Annotated in this window: 11 protein-coding genes and 1 pseudogene; 8 read left to right on the forward strand and 4 right to left on the reverse strand. The window is 55.4% G+C overall.

Features of this window, described 5'->3' with window-relative positions; all coding sequences use genetic code 11:
• Window positions 1-28: 28 nt before the first annotated feature.
• Complete coding sequence (locus tag ACXR0M_RS12320; protein WP_458832125.1) at window positions 29-3,142, reverse strand: transglycosylase domain-containing protein; 3,114 nt, start codon at window positions 3,140-3,142, stop codon at window positions 29-31.
• A gap of 402 nt (window positions 3,143-3,544) precedes the next feature.
• Complete coding sequence (locus ACXR0M_RS12325) at window positions 3,545-4,003, reverse strand: REP-associated tyrosine transposase (RefSeq protein ID WP_458832126.1); 459 nt, start codon at window positions 4,001-4,003, stop codon at window positions 3,545-3,547.
• Between the two features lie 550 nt (window positions 4,004-4,553).
• Between ACXR0M_RS12325 and ACXR0M_RS12330 the strand changes: the two genes are divergently transcribed.
• The 8 genes from ACXR0M_RS12330 to ACXR0M_RS12365 all read left to right on the forward strand — a co-directional run bounded on the left by ACXR0M_RS12330 (window position 4,554) and on the right by ACXR0M_RS12365 (window position 14,051).
• The gene (locus ACXR0M_RS12330) at window positions 4,554-5,972 is read left to right on the forward strand and encodes an amino acid permease (protein ID WP_458832127.1); all 1,419 of its coding nucleotides are present in this window, start codon (window positions 4,554-4,556) and stop codon (window positions 5,970-5,972) included.
• Window positions 5,973-6,169: 197 nt separating this feature from the next.
• The gene (locus ACXR0M_RS12335; protein ID WP_458832128.1) at window positions 6,170-7,678 is read left to right on the forward strand and encodes a glucosyltransferase domain-containing protein; all 1,509 of its coding nucleotides are present in this window, start codon (window positions 6,170-6,172) and stop codon (window positions 7,676-7,678) included.
• 117 nt (window positions 7,679-7,795) lie between these two features.
• On the forward strand, window positions 7,796-8,158 hold the full coding sequence (locus ACXR0M_RS12340; RefSeq protein ID WP_458832129.1) for a GtrA domain-containing protein: 363 nt from the start codon (window positions 7,796-7,798) through the stop codon (window positions 8,156-8,158).
• A complete protein-coding gene (locus ACXR0M_RS12345) occupies window positions 8,155-9,624 on the forward strand; it encodes a UbiA family prenyltransferase (protein ID WP_458832130.1) in 1,470 nt (489 codons plus the stop codon). Before ACXR0M_RS12340 ends, ACXR0M_RS12345 begins: the two co-directional genes overlap by 4 nt.
• Window positions 9,621-10,937, forward strand: a complete 1,317-nt coding sequence (locus ACXR0M_RS12350; RefSeq protein ID WP_458832131.1) for an FAD-binding oxidoreductase — start codon at window positions 9,621-9,623, stop codon at window positions 10,935-10,937. Before ACXR0M_RS12345 ends, ACXR0M_RS12350 begins: the two co-directional genes overlap by 4 nt.
• Complete coding sequence (locus tag ACXR0M_RS12355; RefSeq protein ID WP_458832132.1) at window positions 10,934-11,674, forward strand: SDR family oxidoreductase; 741 nt, start codon at window positions 10,934-10,936, stop codon at window positions 11,672-11,674. The genes ACXR0M_RS12350 and ACXR0M_RS12355 overlap by 4 nt, the downstream gene beginning before the upstream one ends.
• Window positions 11,671-12,612 (forward strand): lysylphosphatidylglycerol synthase transmembrane domain-containing protein, encoded by a 942-nt coding sequence (locus tag ACXR0M_RS12360; RefSeq protein ID WP_458832209.1) that lies wholly within the window; start codon window positions 11,671-11,673, stop codon window positions 12,610-12,612. The genes ACXR0M_RS12355 and ACXR0M_RS12360 overlap by 4 nt, the downstream gene beginning before the upstream one ends.
• Window positions 12,613-12,656: 44 nt before the next feature.
• Entirely contained in the window at window positions 12,657-14,051 is a 1,395-nt protein-coding gene (locus ACXR0M_RS12365; RefSeq protein WP_458832133.1) for a glycosyltransferase family 39 protein, read from the forward strand.
• Window positions 14,052-14,148: 97 nt separating this feature from the next.
• Here ACXR0M_RS12365 and ACXR0M_RS12370 read toward each other — a convergent pair.
• Both ACXR0M_RS12370 and ACXR0M_RS12375 read right to left on the reverse strand, forming a co-directional pair.
• A pseudogene (locus tag ACXR0M_RS12370) lies at window positions 14,149-14,520 on the reverse strand (glutamate synthase-related protein); the annotation flags it as partial.
• A gap of 779 nt (window positions 14,521-15,299) precedes the next feature.
• On the reverse strand, window positions 15,300-19,184 hold the full coding sequence (locus tag ACXR0M_RS12375) for a tetratricopeptide repeat protein (protein ID WP_458832134.1): 3,885 nt from the start codon (window positions 19,182-19,184) through the stop codon (window positions 15,300-15,302).
• Between the last annotated feature and the right edge of the window lie 254 nt (window positions 19,185-19,438).

The raw sequence follows: 19,438 nt of genomic DNA on the forward strand, positions 1-19,438 counted from the left end.
TGCGCTGCGTGAATAGCGTCAATCAGGCTCAACGTTGCGCCGTGGTCTGCGGGCTGTGACACAGGGTGTCGGTGCCCGGTTGCAAATAGGGCGAGAGGATCGGCGCCATGCCCTTGAGCACCTGCACCGGCAGCGCCGAGGTAAATTTGAAATTCTCGGCCGAGCGTCCCGGCACGTACGCGGTGAGTGTGCCGAAATGGTTGTCGCCGATGTAGAACACAAACGTCGCGGTGCGGTTGATCGACTTGGAACTGAGGATCCGTCCACCGGAACCGATGGCTTCGATGCGGTTGTCGCCGGTACCGGTTTTGCCGCCCATCACCAACGGTGTGCCGTCGGCTGTCTTGAAACTGCCGGAGACCCGTTTGGCGGTGCCCGAGTCCACCACTTGTGACAGGGCCTCGCGCATGGCTCTGGCGACTTCCGCCGGCATCACTCGTTTGCCGACATGCGGGTCGTTGGTCAGACGCGTTTCATACGGTGTGCCGGCGGCGAAGTGCAGGCTGTCGATGCGCAGGGTCGGCAGGCGCACGCCGTCGTTGAGGATGGTGCCGATCAACTCGGCCAGCGCGGCGGGACGGTCGCCGGAGCTGCCGATAGCGGTGGCCAGCGACGGCACCAGATGATCGAACGGATAGCCGACTTTCTGCCAGCGCTGGTGAATTTCGAGGAACGCTTCGATCTCGAGCATGGTGCGGATGCGGCTGTCGCGCGCCCCTTTGTGCTTGCTCTTGAACAGCCAGCTGTAGACCTCCTGGCGCTCGAACTGACTGGCCTTGACGATCTGGGTGAAGCTGGCGTCCGGGTTATGCAGCAGGTAGCCCATCAGCCACAGGTCCAGCGGGTGGACCTTGGCGATAAAGCCCTGATCCGGCAAATCGTAAGTGCCCGGGCCGTAGGCGTCGTACAGCCGGATCAGGCGCTCGTCGGTGAGTTTTTCGTTGAGCTTGGCGCCCTTGAGGTGCGCGCGAACGAAGCTGTTGAAGTCTTCCTGACTGGCATTCGGCAGCAGGTAGCGGTGCACGGCAGCCATGCGGATCGGCGTCGGGCGCATGCCGTCGAGGAAGGTGTCGAGGCGCGCCTGAGTGTCCTTGTTCTTGTACTTTTTCCAGAACTTGAGCAGGAACGAAGTGCCCTCGCGATCAGCAAAACTGGCCAGGTATTCCTGCCGTCGCGGGTCACGGTCGTCCTTGAGCAATTCGGCGCTGCTGGTGGGGCCGGAGTAGGTGACGTAGCGCACCACATCGCGCATCAGGCGAATGAATGGCAGGTTGATCGACTCGCGCAGGGCATCGCGCAGGGTCGGCAGGCGGCCGTTATCTTCCTTGCGAAAGTTGTGGAACACGTGCAGGCCGCCCCCGGTGAAAAACGCCTCGCCGGGGCTGGCGGAGTATTTGCGATCCAGCGCCGCGCCGAGCAGTTTCGACAGGTCGCGATCCTTGTTCTGGATCAGATAATCGATGACCCACTGGCTCAGGCGATCCTGATCCGGGACCTCGACTTTCTTTAGTTCCGGCACGCTCATGCCGGCGTATTTGTCGTGCAGCTCGGCAATGATTTGCAAGTAAGTGGTGAGCACGCGCATCTTTGCGGTCGAGCCCAGCTCGAGTTTGCTGCCCTCGTTGATGTCGAACGGCTGGTCGGTGCTGTCGGTCTGCACCCGCACGCGGGAACCGTCCGGGGTCAGCTCGAACAGGGTGAAGCTGTAGCGCACCTGGGTGGTGCTGGTGGGCGTCAGCAGACGTTCGCCAATCAGGCCGATTTCCCCGGCATAGGCCGGGTCGGCGAGTTTTTTCAGGTAAGCGGTAGCCTGATTCTGCAGGTCACCCTGCAGGGTGCTGGTGGCGGAAAGGTCGAGGCGGTCGAGGTCGTACAGCGGACGATTGAGCATCGACGCCAGGCGACTGCGCGCGACACTGATGCCTTTGTTGGTTTCGATCGGCTGAAGGGTTGGCTGGGTCTGCCAGTCGCGGTAGCTGACCTTGCTGGCGAGGGCGGCATCGGCCAGGCCGGCGTCGATCACGCCACCCTGCTTGAGCAGGCGCAAATGGCTGTCGGTGAGCTCGGCGAGTTCTTCGCGGCCCTTGGTCAGGTAATGCGACGGGCGGCGCTGGGCGATCATCAGCGAGAGCATTTCGCGCAGGGCCATGCCCTTGGCGGCCATGGTGGCGGGGTCGGTCGCTGGGCTGGCGAGGGTGGCGTTGGCCTGATTGAAATCGGCGCCGTACCAGACCCGCAAACCTTCGGCCATGCCATGCACTTCGCCATGCCCCGGCACGGCTGACAACGGTACGCTGTTGAGGTAGTCACGAATGATGTTCTGCCGTGCTTCCAGGGTTTGCGGCCCGGCCTGATAGGCGCGCACGCTGGCGGAAATCATCTGGCGAATCTTCTCGCCACCGGACACCGTCAGCCCGTCGGGCGAATGCCGATACTTTTCCAGTTGCGTCGCCAGTGTGCTGCCGCCGGCCGATTGCCCCGGCAGGTGCAGTAGCTTGGCGACCTGCGACCACGCGGCCATGCCGAAACGCGGCCAGTCCACCGCCGGGTTGGCCATCGGTTGCTTGGGGTCGAGCAGGAAGCGGTTCTCGATGAACAGCAGGCTGTTGACCACCACCGGCGGAATCGCCGCGAAGCTCGAGTACAACTGTTGCGGGTATTGATACTGGTACAGCGGCGCGGCGCGGCAGTCGGTGATCGACAGCCCGGCCTGGATCTTCTCGGAATAGGGCACGAACAGGCCCTTGTCGGTGTAGCCGAGCAAAGCGGCGGAAAAGCGCGTCTGCTCGGTAATCACGTAATTGCGCTTGAGCAGACGTGGCAGAAACTCATCCAGCGAGCTGTAACCCAGGCGCAGATCGAACGGCCCGTTGCCCGGATAACGAATCGCCTCACTGGGTCCCGGTTGCAGTTCGTACTTCAGCGACGCGGCGTATTGGCTAAGTTCCCGCGCCTGAAAACGCGAGGTGCGCATCTCCTTCATCGCGGCCAGCCCGACGACAATGGCGATGATCACCAACAATAAAAAGAAAGCCTTCCACCCATGCCGGTTGCGACGGGGTTTTTCAGGAACAGGCGCTTGATCCACACGTTCAGTCGGAACCACGGCTTTACTCGAATCGGATTGCCACAAAGCGCCCATAGTCGATTGATCCATTCACGCAGATTGATCGGACTTGACTGAAGCTTAGTCGGTGGTTGGTGATGGGGAAAAAAATGTGCGGGGAAGCCTTCTGGACAAATCTGCGGTCACTGGCAGTTATGAGCAGGTTTTATCTGGGGTGAGGTCTGTACCTGTGGCGAGGGGATTTCGCTGGGGCAAGGGGATTTATCTGTGGTGACGGGATTTATCTGTGGTAATGGGGTTTATCTGTGGTAATGGGGTTTATCTGTGGTGAGGGGATTTATCCCCGATGGCCTGCGCAGCAGGCCCAGGCTTTTCAATTGGGTATTGAGGTTTGGGGACGCTCCGCGTCCCATCGGGGATAAATCCCCTCGCCACAGATAAATCTCCACAGATAATTCCCCTCACAATCTATGAGTCCTAAAGCCAGCAGGCGTCCCACAGAGGATAGTCGCCAATCCGCTCCACCAATCCGGCTCGTAACGGATTGGCGATGATGTAACGGGCAAAAGGTTTCAAATCCTCATCATCACGTATGGCGCGGTCATGGTAACCGGTTTGCCACAATCGACCGCGACGACCGGTTTTCCTGTTAACAGCTTGGGTGCAGCGCGCCTTTACTGCGCCTATCACAGCGCCAAGATTGTCGCTGTTCAGCTGCATCAACCAATGAAAGTGGTCGGGCATGACCACCCAGGCAATGGACTCCACCAGACCTTGCTCATGCGCCTGACGAAATTCTGCGACCAACAAGCGGCCTATACGCCAGTCGGAAAATACGGGTTGGCGCTCATAAACAACTGAAGTAATGAAATAGGCCCGGCCGGTTTCCGAATGTCGGCCCAGGCGAAGGCGGTAGGTATTGGGTTTGACTGGCACTTACGCTTCCTTGCGTTCACTGATCGAGGTCTCAAGATTAGCGGTCGGTGGCTTGACTGGGATCTGTAAATGTCGTGGGAATTTTCTCTGAGCTATAGCCTTTGCAGAGCTTGGGCCTGCTGCGCAGGCCATCGGGGATAAATCCCCTCACCACAGTTGCTCAGACTACGCCCGATCCTTAGAAGCGATTTTGTAGAGGCTTGGAATAGAGCCTTCCCCGCAAGCAATACCACCAACGCAGGGGCATGACGGTGCACCAATGCTGTGCAATACTCGCCGGCCTTTTTAGTGGGGAAAAATCCTGCGGAGTCCAGGTAATGCCGCTCCGTAAACCGGCTTTTTACCGAGACTTCCCGCTAAATGTTGGGGGTTATAGAGTGAAAACCCCTGTCACAAGCTTTTTATACTGCACGTCCCGCCGATTTCGCCGGCCTGTCCTGCGCAACGTATCTGCCCACAAAGCCGATGCGGTTTCCTCAAGGTGAAGGCCCACCCGGCCGACGCCCGACACTCGGTGGTCATATCCAATAACAAGATGAGGTTGTCCCCCATGTCTTCTGGCAATCATCTGCCGCATGGCGAAACCGCCCAGGGCGGTTCGCTCAAACGCGAACTCGGTGAACGGCATATTCGCCTGATGGCGCTCGGTGCCTGTATCGGTGTCGGTCTGTTCCTCGGCTCGGCCAAGGCCATCGAAATGGCCGGCCCGGCGATCATGCTGTCTTATATTCTCGGCGGTCTGGCGATCCTGGTGATCATGCGCGCCCTCGGTGAAATGGCCGTGCACAATCCGGTGGCCGGCTCGTTCAGCCGTTACGCCCAGGACTACCTCGGCCCGCTGGCGGGTTTTCTCACCGGCTGGAACTACTGGTTCCTGTGGCTGGTGACCTGCGTTGCGGAAATCACCGCGGTGGCGGTGTACATGGGCATCTGGTTCCCCGACGTGCCGCGCTGGATCTGGGCTCTCGCGGCGCTGGTCAGCATGGGCTCGATCAACCTGATCGCGGTAAAAGCCTTCGGTGAATTCGAATTCTGGTTCGCCCTGATCAAGATCGTCACCATCATCGCCATGGTCATCGGCGGTGTCGGCATCATCGCTTTCGGTTTCGGCAACGACGGCGTAGCGCTGGGGATTTCCAATCTGTGGGCTCACGGCGGCTTCATGCCCAACGGCGTGACCGGCGTGCTGATGTCGCTGCAGATGGTGATGTTCGCCTACCTCGGCGTGGAGATGATCGGCCTGACCGCCGGTGAGGCGCGTAACCCGCAGAAGACCATCCCGAACGCGATCGGCTCGGTGTTCTGGCGCATTCTGCTGTTCTACGTCGGCGCGCTGTTCGTGATCCTGTCGATCTACCCGTGGAACGAAATCGGCACTCAGGGCAGTCCCTTCGTGATGACCTTCGAACGCCTGGGGATCAAGACCGCCGCCGGCATCATCAACTTTGTGGTGATCACTGCCGCGTTGTCGTCGTGCAACGGCGGCATCTTCAGCACCGGGCGCATGCTCTACAGCCTGGCGCAGAACGGCCAGGCGCCGGCCGGTTTCGCCAAAACCTCCAACGGCGTGCCGCGTCGGGCGTTGCTGTTGTCGATCTTCGCCTTGCTGATTGGCGTGCTGCTCAACTATCTGGTGCCGGAGAAAGTCTTCGTCTGGGTCACCTCGATCGCCACCTTCGGCGCGATCTGGACCTGGGTGATGATCCTGCTGGCGCAACTGAAATTCCGCAAAGGCCTGAGCGCCAGCGAACGCGCCGGGCTGAAATACAAGATGTGGCTGTACCCGCTCAGTTCGTACTTCGCCCTGGCATTTCTGCTGCTGGTGGTGGGTCTGATGGCGTACTTCCCGGACACCCGCGTGGCGCTGTACGTCGGGCCGGCGTTTCTGGTGCTGCTGACCGTGTTGTTCTACGTGTTCAAGTTGCAGCCGACCGGTGAATCGCAGGGTGAGGTGCGTTCGGTTTCGTAAGCCTGGCACCTGAAATGTCCGAAACCCCGGTCCAATGGCCGGGGTTTCTGCATCAGGGTGACGCGCACCTGTTAGTTCTTACAGTAGACCCGTCGGTTAGCGTCACTTAAGTTTGCAGCGTCAGTGGGTATTCACCTTTGCAAGGTGCTGATTCCAATTACCCGTTCAAACAAGTGATAACAGGCAGGTACCGGAACGTGAAGACTGGCGAATTTTTCGATCACGAACTCCGTCCTCGACAAGTGTTGGTGTTTTTCCTGATCGCGAACTTGTTGTATGTCCTGCCACTGATTCTCTCCGATCTCTCATACATGGATGACAATTGGCGCGCTTTAGCCGCTGAAAATGCCTTGTTTGAAAGGGGACGGTTGTTTGCCGACTGGCTGTATCAGGCGCTAACGTTCACCGGCGCTGCTCCGAACATTTTTCCTTTGCCTCTGTTGGTCTCGATTGTGGCGATGAGTCTGGCCTTGGCGCGTCTGACCGTTCATTACTTTTCCGAGCCAACCCTCGTCAGCTGTCTGGTGCCATTACCACTCTGCTACAACCCGTTCTTGTTACAGAACCTGTCCTATCAATACGATGGACCGACGATGCTTCTGAGTCTGGTAGCGGTGATCTACGCGATCACCTTTGATGCTTCATCCCGGGTGCAAAGATGGCTTGTGCCGAGCGTACTGATTGCACTGGCTACCGGTCTGTATCAGATCAGCCTGAACGTATTCCTGGGTTTGTGTTGTATGGAGTTGCTTCGTGCAATCCATCGGCCGGCTGCATGGGCCGACATACTTCGAATACTCGGTTGGAAGGTCATACAACTGACGTCGGGGTTGCTTATCTACGCCGTCACCGCGTATCCGCTGATGGATTCGGACCATGAAGAGTTGATCAATCTGTCGCTGAGCGCTTTTCCGGAAATCGGCTCCACCCTTGTCAAGGTGCTGGAGAAAGTCGCACTGCTGTTTCAGGGGGGATACCTCTGGTTATTCATCGCGCTGGTGCTGTGTGCCGCAATTGGTGGCATGCGTTTAGGTCGAGAGATATTCGAGCAGCAGCCATCGCGTAGCCGTTTCGGTGTCATGAGTCTGGTCGGCTTGTTGACGCTGCCAGCGTTGATCCTGTTGATACCCGGTATCACATTGTTGATCCGCGAATACGACGTGGGGGCACGTACGCTGATGGGCTTCGGTGTTTTGTTGGTGTGGCTGTTTTATCTCGCCCATCTGGCACTGGCTCCTTGTCACCGTCGGCTCCCATTGCTGCTGGTCATTCCGCTGATGGCCATGCTCTCTTTGTCTTTTGCCTATGGTCGAGTGCTGACGATGCGGAAGACATTCGACAGCGCAGCTCTGTACAGCCTTACTTATGACATCGCCGCTCACCCCGAACTGAGAAAGGCGAAGTTGATCTATCTATCAGTCCCCAGTTTTTCCAGCCGCTGGCTGGTGAGCGCGGGGGGCTCGTTCAAACAGTTGCCGGTGTTGAAATACTTGTTGAACGTCGACTATTTCATGCTGCCGGAGAGTCTGTCGTGGACGGGTATTACCAATGTGGTGTTCGAGGATGAGCGAGGCAATGCCACCCGGATGGCTGATCTGGGCTATGCACCGCTGGTGGACAGTCTGTATTACCGCATCTATGTGGTCGGTGATTACGCTTTTATCGTCACGCACGAACCGCCTGAAAACGCATCCCGACACTGGTAAATCGAACCTGCCGTTGGTCCGAAACAACCGTGCACCTGTAATTTCTGACAGTAGACCGGTCCCCCACCATGCCCTAGCTTGAAAACTCGGCAAACAAGCGAAGGCAAGGAGCACAGGATGAGGGGAGCCTCTGCGTTGTTAGTGACTGGCATCGCCGATGGATTGATCCACTGGCAGATTTTTTTCGTCCTCTGCTGCGCCGTCGGCCTGCCTCAGGCCGCCAGCAACTTCGCCGGGTTTTGCGTCGCCGCGGCGTTCTCCTTTTACGTGAACATGCTGTACACCTTCGACAGTCGGACATCGGTGGGCATTTATCTGCTGTTTATCGGTGTGATGGGCGCTTTCAGTTTTGCCGTGGGGGTGTTCGCCGACGCACGCAACCTGCCGGGCTTGTTGACCGTGGGCGTATTTACCCTGGTCCATTTGCTGGCAGGGCACTGTTTTTTCCGGTTTGTGCTGTTTCGCGGGCCTCAATCATGAATGTGTCACTGCCTGATTTCACGCCGGCGACCGTATCCTGTGCGGCCTCGACGCCCTTTGTGGTTGATCTGGACGGAACGTTGCTCAAGTCCGATCTTTTGTTCGAATGCGCCGTGTCCTTTTTTCGCAACAATCCTTTGCAGTGTCTGAAACCTTTAGCCTGGCTGCGTCATGGCAAGGCGTACCTCAAAGAACGCTTGGCACAAGCGACTGACATCGACGTCACCACCTTGCCTTACGATCCCGATGTGCTCTGGATGATCGAAACGCAGCGCAATTGCGGCCGGAAAATTGTCCTGGCCACGGCCAGCCATCATTCACTGGCAGTACGTATTGCCGAGCATCTGCAGGTGTTTGATGAGGTGCTCGGTACGACACTTGAGCGCAACCTGTCGGGAACGTGTAAACGAGACGTTCTGGTGGCGTCCTATGGCGAACGAGGATTCGATTACGTCGGTAACGCGTTTGACGATCTGCCGATCTGGCATTCAGCCCGTCAGGCTTACATCGTCAATCCTTTACCGGGTGTTGAACGTGCCGCTCGGCATTTGGGCAATGTTGTCCAGGTTGTCCGCCACGACGCCAAGAGTATCAGCCATCTGTACAAAGCCTTGCGCATTCATCAATGGGTCAAGAACGCCCTGATTCTTGTTCCCCTGCTTGCCGCGCACCAGTTGGCCAATCTGCAGTCGCTGTGGCACGGAGTGCTGGCATTCGTGTTTTTCGGCTTATGCGCGTCGGGTGTCTATGTCCTGAACGACCTGCTTGATCTCGCCGATGATCGCAGGCATCCCAGCAAACGCAACCGGCCCTTCGCCAGTGGGACGTTATCGATCCGAACGGGACTGGTACTTTTCCCCTGGCTTTTGCTGGTGTCTTTCCTGGGCGCCTGGATTTGGCTTCCTCGTCAGTTCGTCGTGGTACTCGCCTGTTATTACGCACTGACTCTCGCTTATTCGCTGGTGTTGAAGCGGCTGATGGCACTCGACGTGATTGCCCTGGCTCTGCTTTATACCTTGCGCATCATTGCTGGTGGCGCCGCGTTCGAACTGGAGTTGACGGGCTGGATGCTGGCGTTCTCCATGTTCATGTTTTTGAGCCTGGCGTTAGTCAAGCGCTATGCCGAACTGCTGGTGGCGCTGCATAGCGGCATTACCGGAAAAACCGGTGGCCGCGATTACTTTCCTGCCGATCTGGCAATGCTCTCCTCATTGGGTGCTGCATCCGGTTATCTCGCCGTCATGGTGTTGGCACTTTATATCCATGACATAGCGACCACTGCGCTGTACGCCCATCCTCGATGGATCTGGCTTGCCTGCCCCGTGCTGTTGCTCTGGATGACCCGGATCTGGCTGCTCACCCACCGCGGGCGAATGCATGACGACCCCGTGGTGTTCGCATTGCGTGATCGCTTGAGTCTGGCGATGGGCGCTGTGTTTTGCCTGATTTTCTGGTTCGCCACATGAGCACCTCACTGAGCTCCTGGGGCAATTACCCCGTTGCCCCGCAGAGCGGCCATCCCTGTCATTGGCAAACCGATGTCGGGCCGCTGATGCAGCGAGTCAGCGAGGCCCATTGCACAACATTGCCGTTCGGCAATGGCCGCAGTTATGGCGACAGTTGTCTGGCTGGCAGTGGACATGTGTTGCAATTACGCCCTCTGAATCGCTTTATCGAAGTTGACTGGGAAAACGGTGAGATTTGCGCCGAAGCGGGCGTGACCCTGGGTGAGATTCTGCAACTGGCGATCCCACACGGCTGGTTTTTACAGGTCACGCCCGGAACACGACATGTGACGCTGGGCGGGGCAGTGGCCAACGATGTGCACGGCAAGAATCATCATCGTTGCGGTACGTTTGCTCATTCGGTGAAGAGTTTCGGCCTGCTCCGATCCATGCAGCCGCCGATGGTCTGCTCTTCTGTGGAAAACCCCCAATGGTTCGCCGCCACGATTGGGGGACTGGGTCTGACGGGTGTCATCACCTGGGTCAGCATCCGTCTTCGCAGAATCCAGTCCAGCCTGATCGACACGACACAGGTGCGTTTTGACTGTCTGAATGAGTTTTTTGCCCTGTCCGCTGAAATGGATGCCGTGCACGAATACAGCGTCGCGTGGATCGATTGTCTGGCTAAAGGCCGCGCGCAAGGGCGTGGTGTCTTCACGGTTGGCGACCATTGCGAAACGGGGCCGCGTGCGGCTGCGTTGCCGCATTCACTGTCCATACCGATCCGGTCTCCGCTGCCGCTGATCAATCCTGTCACTTTGAAACTGTTCAATTGGCATTACTGGCGACGTCAATCCGTCAACAGACAATCCCGGACGGTCGCCTACAGCCCGTTTTTCTATCCGCTGGATCGAATCGAGCACTGGAACCGCATCTACGGACGCAAAGGCTTTCAGCAGTTTCAGTGTGTATTGCCGACGACGGTGGCAGAGGCGGCGTTGGCCGATCTGCTCAAGTCCATCGCGCGCAGTGGCACCGGTTCGTTCCTCGCCGTACTCAAGCGTTGTGGCGACATCCCGTCGGTGGGTTGGCTGTCATTCCCGATGTCGGGCACCTCGCTGGCACTGGATTTTCCACAGAACAGCGCCCTGACAAAAAAACTCCTGCCGCGCCTTGATGCCATCGTCCATGAGGCCGGTGGCCGCTTGTACCCGGCCAAGGATGCGCACATGAGCGGCAGTGATTTTCGCCGCGCCTATCCCGCATGGGAGCAGCTGGAAGCAATGCGCGATCCTGCCCTGATTTCCCGTTTCTGGCAGCGAGTCATCCGATGAGAAAAATACTTGTGGTGGGTGCTACATCGGCCATCGCCGTGGCGTGCGCAAGGCTATGGGCGGAGCAGGGGAGCGAGTTTTTCCTGGTCGCGAGAGACCGGCACAAACTGCAGGAAATCTGCGCTGACCTGCAGATCCGTGGGGCGAGAACGGTCACCCCGTACGTGATGGATGCCACCGATGTCGCGGCGCACCCGGTCATGCTTGAACAAAGCCTGGCGACGTTGCAAACGCTGGATATCTGTCTGATCGCGTACGGCACTTTGCCGAATCAACACGAGTGCGAACAAAGCGTCGACGCTGCCATGAATGCCTTTGCCAACAACGCCAGCTCGTTGATTGCGCTGTTGACGTTGCTGGCTAATCAAATGGGTGCTCAGCACGGCGGTACGCTGGCGGTCATGTCCTCAGTTGCCGGTGATCGCGGGCGGGCGTCCAATTACCTGTATGGAGCGGCCAAGGCGGCGGTTTCCACATTTTGCGAAGGCTTGCATGCACGCCTGTTCAAGTCCGGTGTGCATGTCATCACCATAAAACCCGGCTTTGTTGATACACCGATGACCCAAGGGTTGCAGATCCCGGCGCTGCTGGTCGCGCAACCGGACAGGGTCGCTCGTCGAATGGTTGCCGGCATCGAACGCAAGGCGACGCTGCTGTACGTGCCGGGATACTGGGCGTGGATCATGTGGATGATTCGGGCCATACCGCGGCCGCTGTTCAAGAGGCTGAACCTCTGAATCGGCTGCCGATGCTATCCGGTTGGCGTTACCGGATCCTGATCGGGTCAGTGGTGTGCTCCGCTCTCGCGTATCTGGCTGTTTCACTGTGGGGTGGCTGGACGGCCGTGAGCGCGGCCGTCAGTCGAGTGGGCTGGTGGCAGAGCGGGCAGATTCTCGGATTGGTGCTGTGCGGCTATGGCCTGCGCTTTTTGCGTTGGCAGATCTACCTCAATGCCCTGCGCCATCCATTGCCCTGGTGGCCAAGTCTGAAAATCTATCTGGCAGGATTCGCCCTGACCACCACTCCCGGCAAGGCCGGTGAAGCGTTGCGCGGGGTGTTGCTCAAGCGTTGGGATATGCCTTACGCGCACAGTTTTGCCGCGTTGTTCAGTGAGCGTCTTTCGGACTTGCTCGCGATGTTTGCGTTGGCGCTTGTAGGCTTGAGTGCGCATCCCGAATGGCTATCGATGAGCCTTGCTTGTCTGGTGTTACTGGTTTGCTGTCTGCGGCTGGCGTCCAGTCCCGGCTTTGCCAATGCCCTTGATCGGTATGTGGATCAGAAGCACGGCTGGCTGCCCCGACTGCTGCGCCATGCCGTTGAGGTATTGCACCAGTCGCGCAGATGTCATACCCCATACCGCCTGATGGGCGCGACGCTGTTGGGGCTGTTGGCCTGGGGGCTTGAGGCGCTGGCGTTTTACTGGATTTTGAGTGCTATGGGCGCAGCCGTAGACCTGACTTTTGCGATATTCGTTTACGCGGCTGCCATGTTGGCGGGGGCGTTGAGTTTCATGCCTGGCGGGTTGGGCAGCGCAGAGGCGGTGATGGTGGCTTTGCTGGTGTCGGGCGGTGTCGAGTTGCCGGGAGCCGTTGCAGCGACGGTTTTGTTGCGGCTGGTGACGTTATGGTTGGCGGTGGGATTAGGCGCAATGGTTCTTGCCTGTAACAAGCAGTAGAGGTTGCACACTCGGTGGCTAATTTTGATCAGCGGAGATCGTTCATGTTTTTAAACAATAATAAAAAGTTGTTAAAAAAATATAGCCTGCTGCTACTTGCTGTAGCCCTCGGAGCGGCTTTGCGTGGCTATGATTTATTTGAAAGAAGTTTGTGGTATGACGAGGTTTTTAGTGTGGCAGTAAGTGATCCAAGTCATAGCTTAAGTGAGGTTTTTCATTTTACGGTTGAAGACGTTCATCCGCCATTTTATCAGCTTTTACTCTGGTCTTTTTATCATCTTGTTGGTTACGGGGAGCGGGCGGGCCGAGTGCTTTCGGTCGTTTTTGGCGTTGCTCTTGTTCCGGCGATATATTGCTTGGGGAAAAAACTATTCAATGAGCGCGTTGGCACAATTGCAGCGCTGTTGGCTGCGGTAAATTTTGTTTTAATTACGTTGGCTAGGGATACAAGATCCTACAGTCTTCTGGTTTTTTTGGTTGTCATGTCATTTGTTGTGTTCTTGCGGTTGATCGAACTAAAGAATACTTTGGCGGTTCTCATTTATGCGATTTTTGCATCGTTGTTGCTCAATACTCATTATTTCGGATTTTTTCCAGTAATGACTCAGTTCATGCTGTTGTTTTATTTTTCGATCCGTTCGGGCGTCGATAAGCGTTTGCTTGCCGCAGGAGTGGGGGCAGCGTTCTTGGTTTGCTGCTCGTTAATTCCTGTTTTGTCTTATGTGCTGCTCAATCTCCAACGTCGTGATACATGGATACAAAAGCCGGACGAGCTATTTTTAATAGATTTTTTTGTCCTGCTGTTTGGAAACCCTTCAATGGCAGTGATTTGCGGAACGTTCCTGATTCTTGCTCTGGTCACGCTATCTGCCTTGCCAGATAAACGAGACTCTTTGAAAATTCTATTGCTCTGGTGGTTCTTCGGATTTACCGTGGCGTGGATTCGTTCATTGTGTTTTACGCCAATTCTATCCTTCAGGAATATGACGGTCTTCGTGCCGATGATATTAATCATGGTATCTTACGGGTTTAGTAGGGTGCGTGACGACTTGGTTCGGGGCTTGTTGTTGTCGTATGTTTGTTTAATGTCGATATTTTTTTATTCTATGGATCCTGACTATAGCAAACTGCGTATGGAGCATGATTTACGGTCTCCCGTGAAGAAGCTGATTGAGCAAGCTGAAAATGTTCCGGTTTATGGAGGGTCCATTTATTCGGCTTATTTGAAAATTCTGGGTTCTTCGATTCAAGTAGCGGAATATGAAAGCTTGATTGCCAAGCTGAAAGCAGGGACATTGTCGCCTTGCTTTTATGTAATAGATGTGGATCAGGTTTCCGAGTACTCTGATCGTTTAAGTGTCATGGAAGTGGAGTTGACAAGATTTAAGGAAACTTCGCTCGCGCTATACAGAACAAGCGGTGCGAAAGATTGTAAATAAGGCGCATGACCTGAAGAGCCCGCTGCGCCTGTCCGTATGTTAATGCATGATTTCGATGGCGAGAGCCAAATCTACCTGCTGGGGCGCCCGTCTGTTTTCAGGCCGCCACCACTTCCTGCGGCTCAAAACTGTCCGCCCGCGCCATCTGCCACATCCGCGAATAGAACTCGCCGTTCACATCTCCGGTGAGCAATTCCCCCGGTTTCAGAAACACATGCAGTTGCGAGAACAGTTTGATCTCGGTCGCCGACATGCGTCGCACCAGGTGCTTGGCCGACAGTTGCGATGGATGCTCAAGACCGGCCGCGGCGAGCATTTCCGCGAGCGCCTTGAGCGTGTTGCGGTGGAAGTTGTAGACCCGTTGCGCCTTGTCCGGGACGACCAGAGCGCGCTGGCGCAGAGTGTCCTGAGTGGCGACGCCGGTCGGGCATTTGTTGGTGTGACAGCTTTGCGACTGGATGCAGCCAATCGTTATGCCCCCCAAAATCCAACTATTACCCTGCGTGTGAGTGAGTGAGGGGGGTATGAATAGTTGACCAACTATTTGGAGGCGCGCACCTCAAGCATTCCGCTGCTGCGTCAGCCTACCAACTGCACCCGAACACCCCGCGGACGGGAGCCTCAACGCCACCAAAATAGTTCGTCAGCCAGCGCTCCGAGCGCAAAAAAACTAGCCATAAAAGAGCTGAAGAATGCGGAAGAAAAGACGCAGGGCGAGGGCATCAAATGTGCTGGCCGGCATCATACGCAGGCCGACTATCCAGCGGTTCACACGAAACACAAAATGCCTCACAAAGCCAGATCATGCTCCAGTTGAAGCGCTTCCAAATGTTCTGGTGCAGCGCCTTTTTGCACCCAAACATTCAGTAAGCTCCAGGTGCAAGCGTGGCGTGTACTATCTGGTGTGCAGGAGTTATGGGGGGCATAGCCTGTGAATCATATCCACAACCTGAGTTAAATTCTTGTGCCTGCTAAGCATGACTTTACCTCCGTGACAAGACTTTAAAAGTAGTGCGATCTACTCGGGTGTCAGTTTTTGGAGGATTTTCAATATGTGCCTGAAATACTAGAGAGGTGGTTTAGTCAGCGTTGCTTAGATGGTTTAGGTTTTGAGGTTAAATTATGTTAGATGGGTAAATTTACAGGCTTGTGGAAAAGATAACTGGCATTTAGTTTGGCTTTCCAGCGCTCAACGGATTGCATGTCTTAACTAACATGCAATCCATGTGTGTAAGTTGTTGAGTGTCGTCAATAAGTGTCTGGTGGATTTTCCAGTACTTTCGTGAGTAAATCGCGAAATTTCGAGTTTAGTTGGATGGGCATCCCTGGCTCAGCCGCTAATATTATAGCAGCGACGCTTGCAACTCCTGAGAGTCGCAGCGATAACTGAATGTTCGGAATGACGATGTCGGCGCGGTTGAAAGCTAATTTAGATTCAATTTGTTGTTTCCACTTTTCATGGCTCCACCGAGTGAGCGGTGCCTCCAGCGCAGCTCGGAATTCGGACTGGATCGCCACTTCCAAAAAACGTAGTGTTGCCCCAAATAATTGAGTTACAAAAAGTTCAGGTCGTGTAAGAACTGTATGAATTGAGTCTGCAAGGTTGTAGTCAAAATCGTCAGGGTCAGGCGCGAGCATTTTGTCAATCCAAGTGACTGCGTGATGTAGGCTGAAATGATTTTCAAAGTCTGCGCGCAAATCTTTTAACGCTGAAATATTACCGGATAGTGCTGCAGAAACGCCGAAAGTGTAGATTGCAGATTTCTGTAAGCTTACCAGCCGTTCCGCCTGAAGATTATTTTTCGAAGTTCTTGGCACGACGGCATACACAGGAACTTCGGATATTTGGGACTTTTCCCCATTGAAGGCATGCGCCACAAAATCCAGCCAACGATGAAGCTGATCGGCAAATCCATTTGCTACCAGATTCTTTATAGAGTTGTTGAGGATGTAAGACCTGAACGTTAACTCGAAGGTTGGAGCAGTCCTCCCGTTTAATCTCGTTTCTAAGCGGTGGAGCGCCTGTGTCGGCCCCACAGCCTCAGACTCTGGTGTAGCAAAAAGGTACCAGGTGGCGTCTAAATTGGCTCGTGGAAGATCTACGATGTCCTCAGGTGGATTGGGGTTACTGCACATTCCGGCGATCATGAACGCGGGTTCGCCGCTGATGAAGGGTTGGTTCTCCGCGCCGATGACTTGCACGTGGAGCCACAGCAGTCCATGACGAATAACACGGCTGCAGTAGGCTGCCTGTAGTGAATCCTCAGAATCAATATCGGGTAGCTGCTGAAGAACTTCTCGATATATTTCGATAGCCGCGTTGAGGTCTCCGGCTCTGTAAAACGCAAGCGCAGAGTCGGCTTTCAATCCTAGTGCGATGGCGTTGAAGGATTGACTGGCCACGGCCAACGCATCTGTGTGGGCTTGCGAGAATTGGGACGCCGCTGCCTTCCAGTCGCCTGTCTCAGCGAAGCTGATAGCTGTCTCTCTACGCAAAAACATTCGCTCTAATGGTTCGAGCTCACCTAGTTGAGAGTCGATATCTCGCACTATGGATATTACGTCATGGTGCTTGCGCTGCCGGAGATAGATCTTTGATCGTGCTCTGGCTAGATCTATACCAGTTCCGAACTCAGCCTCTGCCTGTTTGATTAGTTCAAGCGCGCTGTGCGGATCAGCTGAGTACTCATCGAGCATGATGCTCGCCGCGACCAGGAGCAAAATGGTGAGCTGTGAGTGTCCCCAGCTACGGGTGAACTCGGCCATCTTCAGGTGCGCTTCGCAGGCGCTGTGACCATCGACTTTGCCGGAACGAACTTCTTCAAGCCATGGGCCATTTACCAGGGCGGCAGTTCCCTCACGTGTTTCGAGGGCAAACTCAAGGTATTCCTCACGTTCGTCTCGGTTTAGATGGTGCAGCTCTTCAAATAGGCTCAACTGGGCATTGACGCTACCAATGTGTATTGCCTGCGAAATAAACAATCCACTGTGTTGATTAGCTGTGCCAAAGGCGGGTGTTAGCTGCATTTTTTTTGTAAGGGATGCGCGAAATTTGCGCAGCAGACTAAACCAGTCTGGAAGTATTGCGGGGAGGTTGACGAGGCATAATGCTTTGCCCATAGCCATCGTATGAAACATATCCTCACCTTGAGGATCAGACGCCTTGATCTCGGATTCGAGAGTTTTCCACACATTTAGCGGATGTGAGGTTTTGTCATTAAGAGATGCGGCAATAGCAAATTGATTCAACCTGAATAGGATTGCTTTTGCGGGGTCTTTTGGGACAATTAGCGAATCAAGAGGGGCAAAGCGTAGGCTAGGGAACCACTCTGCGATGATCTTAAGTTCTTCGTGTCTTGCTTTCAGTAGCGCTCCGCCTAGCTGAATTAAAATCGCTTCACTTTTTCCCTTAATACTATGAATGAACAAATCGTCCACAGTTGTCACATCGAGCTTTCCTGTTTGAAAAAGACTCTCAGCAAACATTCGATGAACTGCGGCCTGCTCGCTGGGAAGTAGTGCGCTTTCGCCCGCGTTTGCAATCAGTGGGGATACTCTCAACATTCCAGAGCCAAGATTATCGATCCAAGGGCCTATCAAAATGTCCAAATAATCGCCGGCAGAGTGGATCCGAGGTTCGACTTCTCCCAGCTGCAATGCGATCTGTCGTTTGAAGCGGCCCAGTGCCAAGCTTGCTCGATACAAAAAATTCCTGGGCTCGGTGTCGAGAGCATTCATCAAGTTACGTCGGATCGCCCCGCGCTCCTCCTCAATGTCCGCACCAATTTCGGTTTTGGTGGGCTCACCAATATCAGTGATTGGCCACCCCCTTTGCTTCAGTCCAGCGAGCACAACCCTAACCAACTGTGGGTGCCCGTTCCCGCCTGCGTAATGCACAAATGACGTCCATTGAGTGGCGTCTCCTCCGTTCATTTGTACGAGGTAGGCAACCTCCGGCTGACTTAGTGAGGGGATTCGAAGGCTTGCTCCAGCATCCAGCCCGAGCTTTTCAAGTACGCTCGATGACAACTCCTTGTAGCAAGTTACGATGCAGGCCGAATTATGCCTTTTGAGACTTCGGAGCAGCCGAGCAAGAGCCGCAGCAACCTTCGATACGTTCAATTCGTTGAGGTCGTCCAGGATGATGCCAGCCAGCGGCGTTGTAGCTGCCTCTCCCAGCGCCTTGTTCAGCCGAAACTCACACTCCTCTGCAGCCACGTCGCGCAGATCAACCATCATCCATTTACCGCCGCTGGCTCGTGCGGAGAGTCTGGCCACGACTGATTTACCCATGCCAGTACCGGCGGAAAGGATCGCAACTGAGGTTGACTCAAGCGTTTTGCTTACAGATTGGACAACGTCATGGCGCGGCAAGAGCAGCGTGGGCATTGGCACGTCGTCCAAACTTTCCAATACCGACGGCACTGCTATCCCTTGCAACGGTTGCTGGCCCGACTGCTGGGCCATGAAGCTTTCAAGCATGCTGTTGGGCAGTGAAGTACGACCCGCATCTGCGCATAGATGCAGAAGTGCGGCGGAATCCACATACCGTGTCTTCGGTTCAGTACTAAGAACACAGTCCAAAACTGACTGCAGCACTACGGCTGTTAAGGGGTCTGAATCACTTGGAAGGAGTCGAAGGCGGTCACTGCCATACGATACGAGTGCAGACGACAACTCCAGCTTCACATCCGCGAGTCCAGGCTCGCCGCAGTCCCAAGATATCTTCTGCAGTAAATCCACTCGTAGCTCTTCATCGCTACGGGCTTCAACAAACGATCTCACGCGGTCAGAAATATCGGCTCTCAATATCGCATCACGTAGTGGTTTCACCTCTGCGTTGCGTGCTGCTTGCTGCCAATATTCGAGTACTGCCAGGCCATTTACCCGATGGCTGATTTCTCGCTCGCGGCCAATAGGTGAGGTGGAGAGAAAGCGAAGGGTGACTCGGGTATCCGGATTACGCTCGACCAAGTCGACAAAGTTGTCCAGGGCGTCCCGTACGTCCTGGGAGTTGATCGTGATACTTCCGGATCCGAAGGTGTCCTTGACTTGGACGCCCTTCAGAGAATCCTCAGCCGCGATCGCATAATCTTCGGCAACCTCAAGATAAAGCCGCTCATTTGAATTCAAGCGTATCCACGCCAGTGCGCTGACATAGAGCTGATACGCGTATCCCCGAAGGGCATCTACGGCCTGCCTCTTTGGATCTCCAGATGGCTCTAGCAGGCGGGGGCCCGACGAGAATGGATTGCTCATATGTACTTACAGACCTGGTGAGTCACTGGACGGAACGATGTGGGTAAGGACAAGTTGCATGCCTAATCTTCGTCGATGTCACAGAACGTAGACGGAAAAACGCTACAGCTTCAGCCAGGACGCTGAAA

The sequence above is a fragment of the Pseudomonas sp. Eth.TT006 genome, assembly GCF_054456575.1.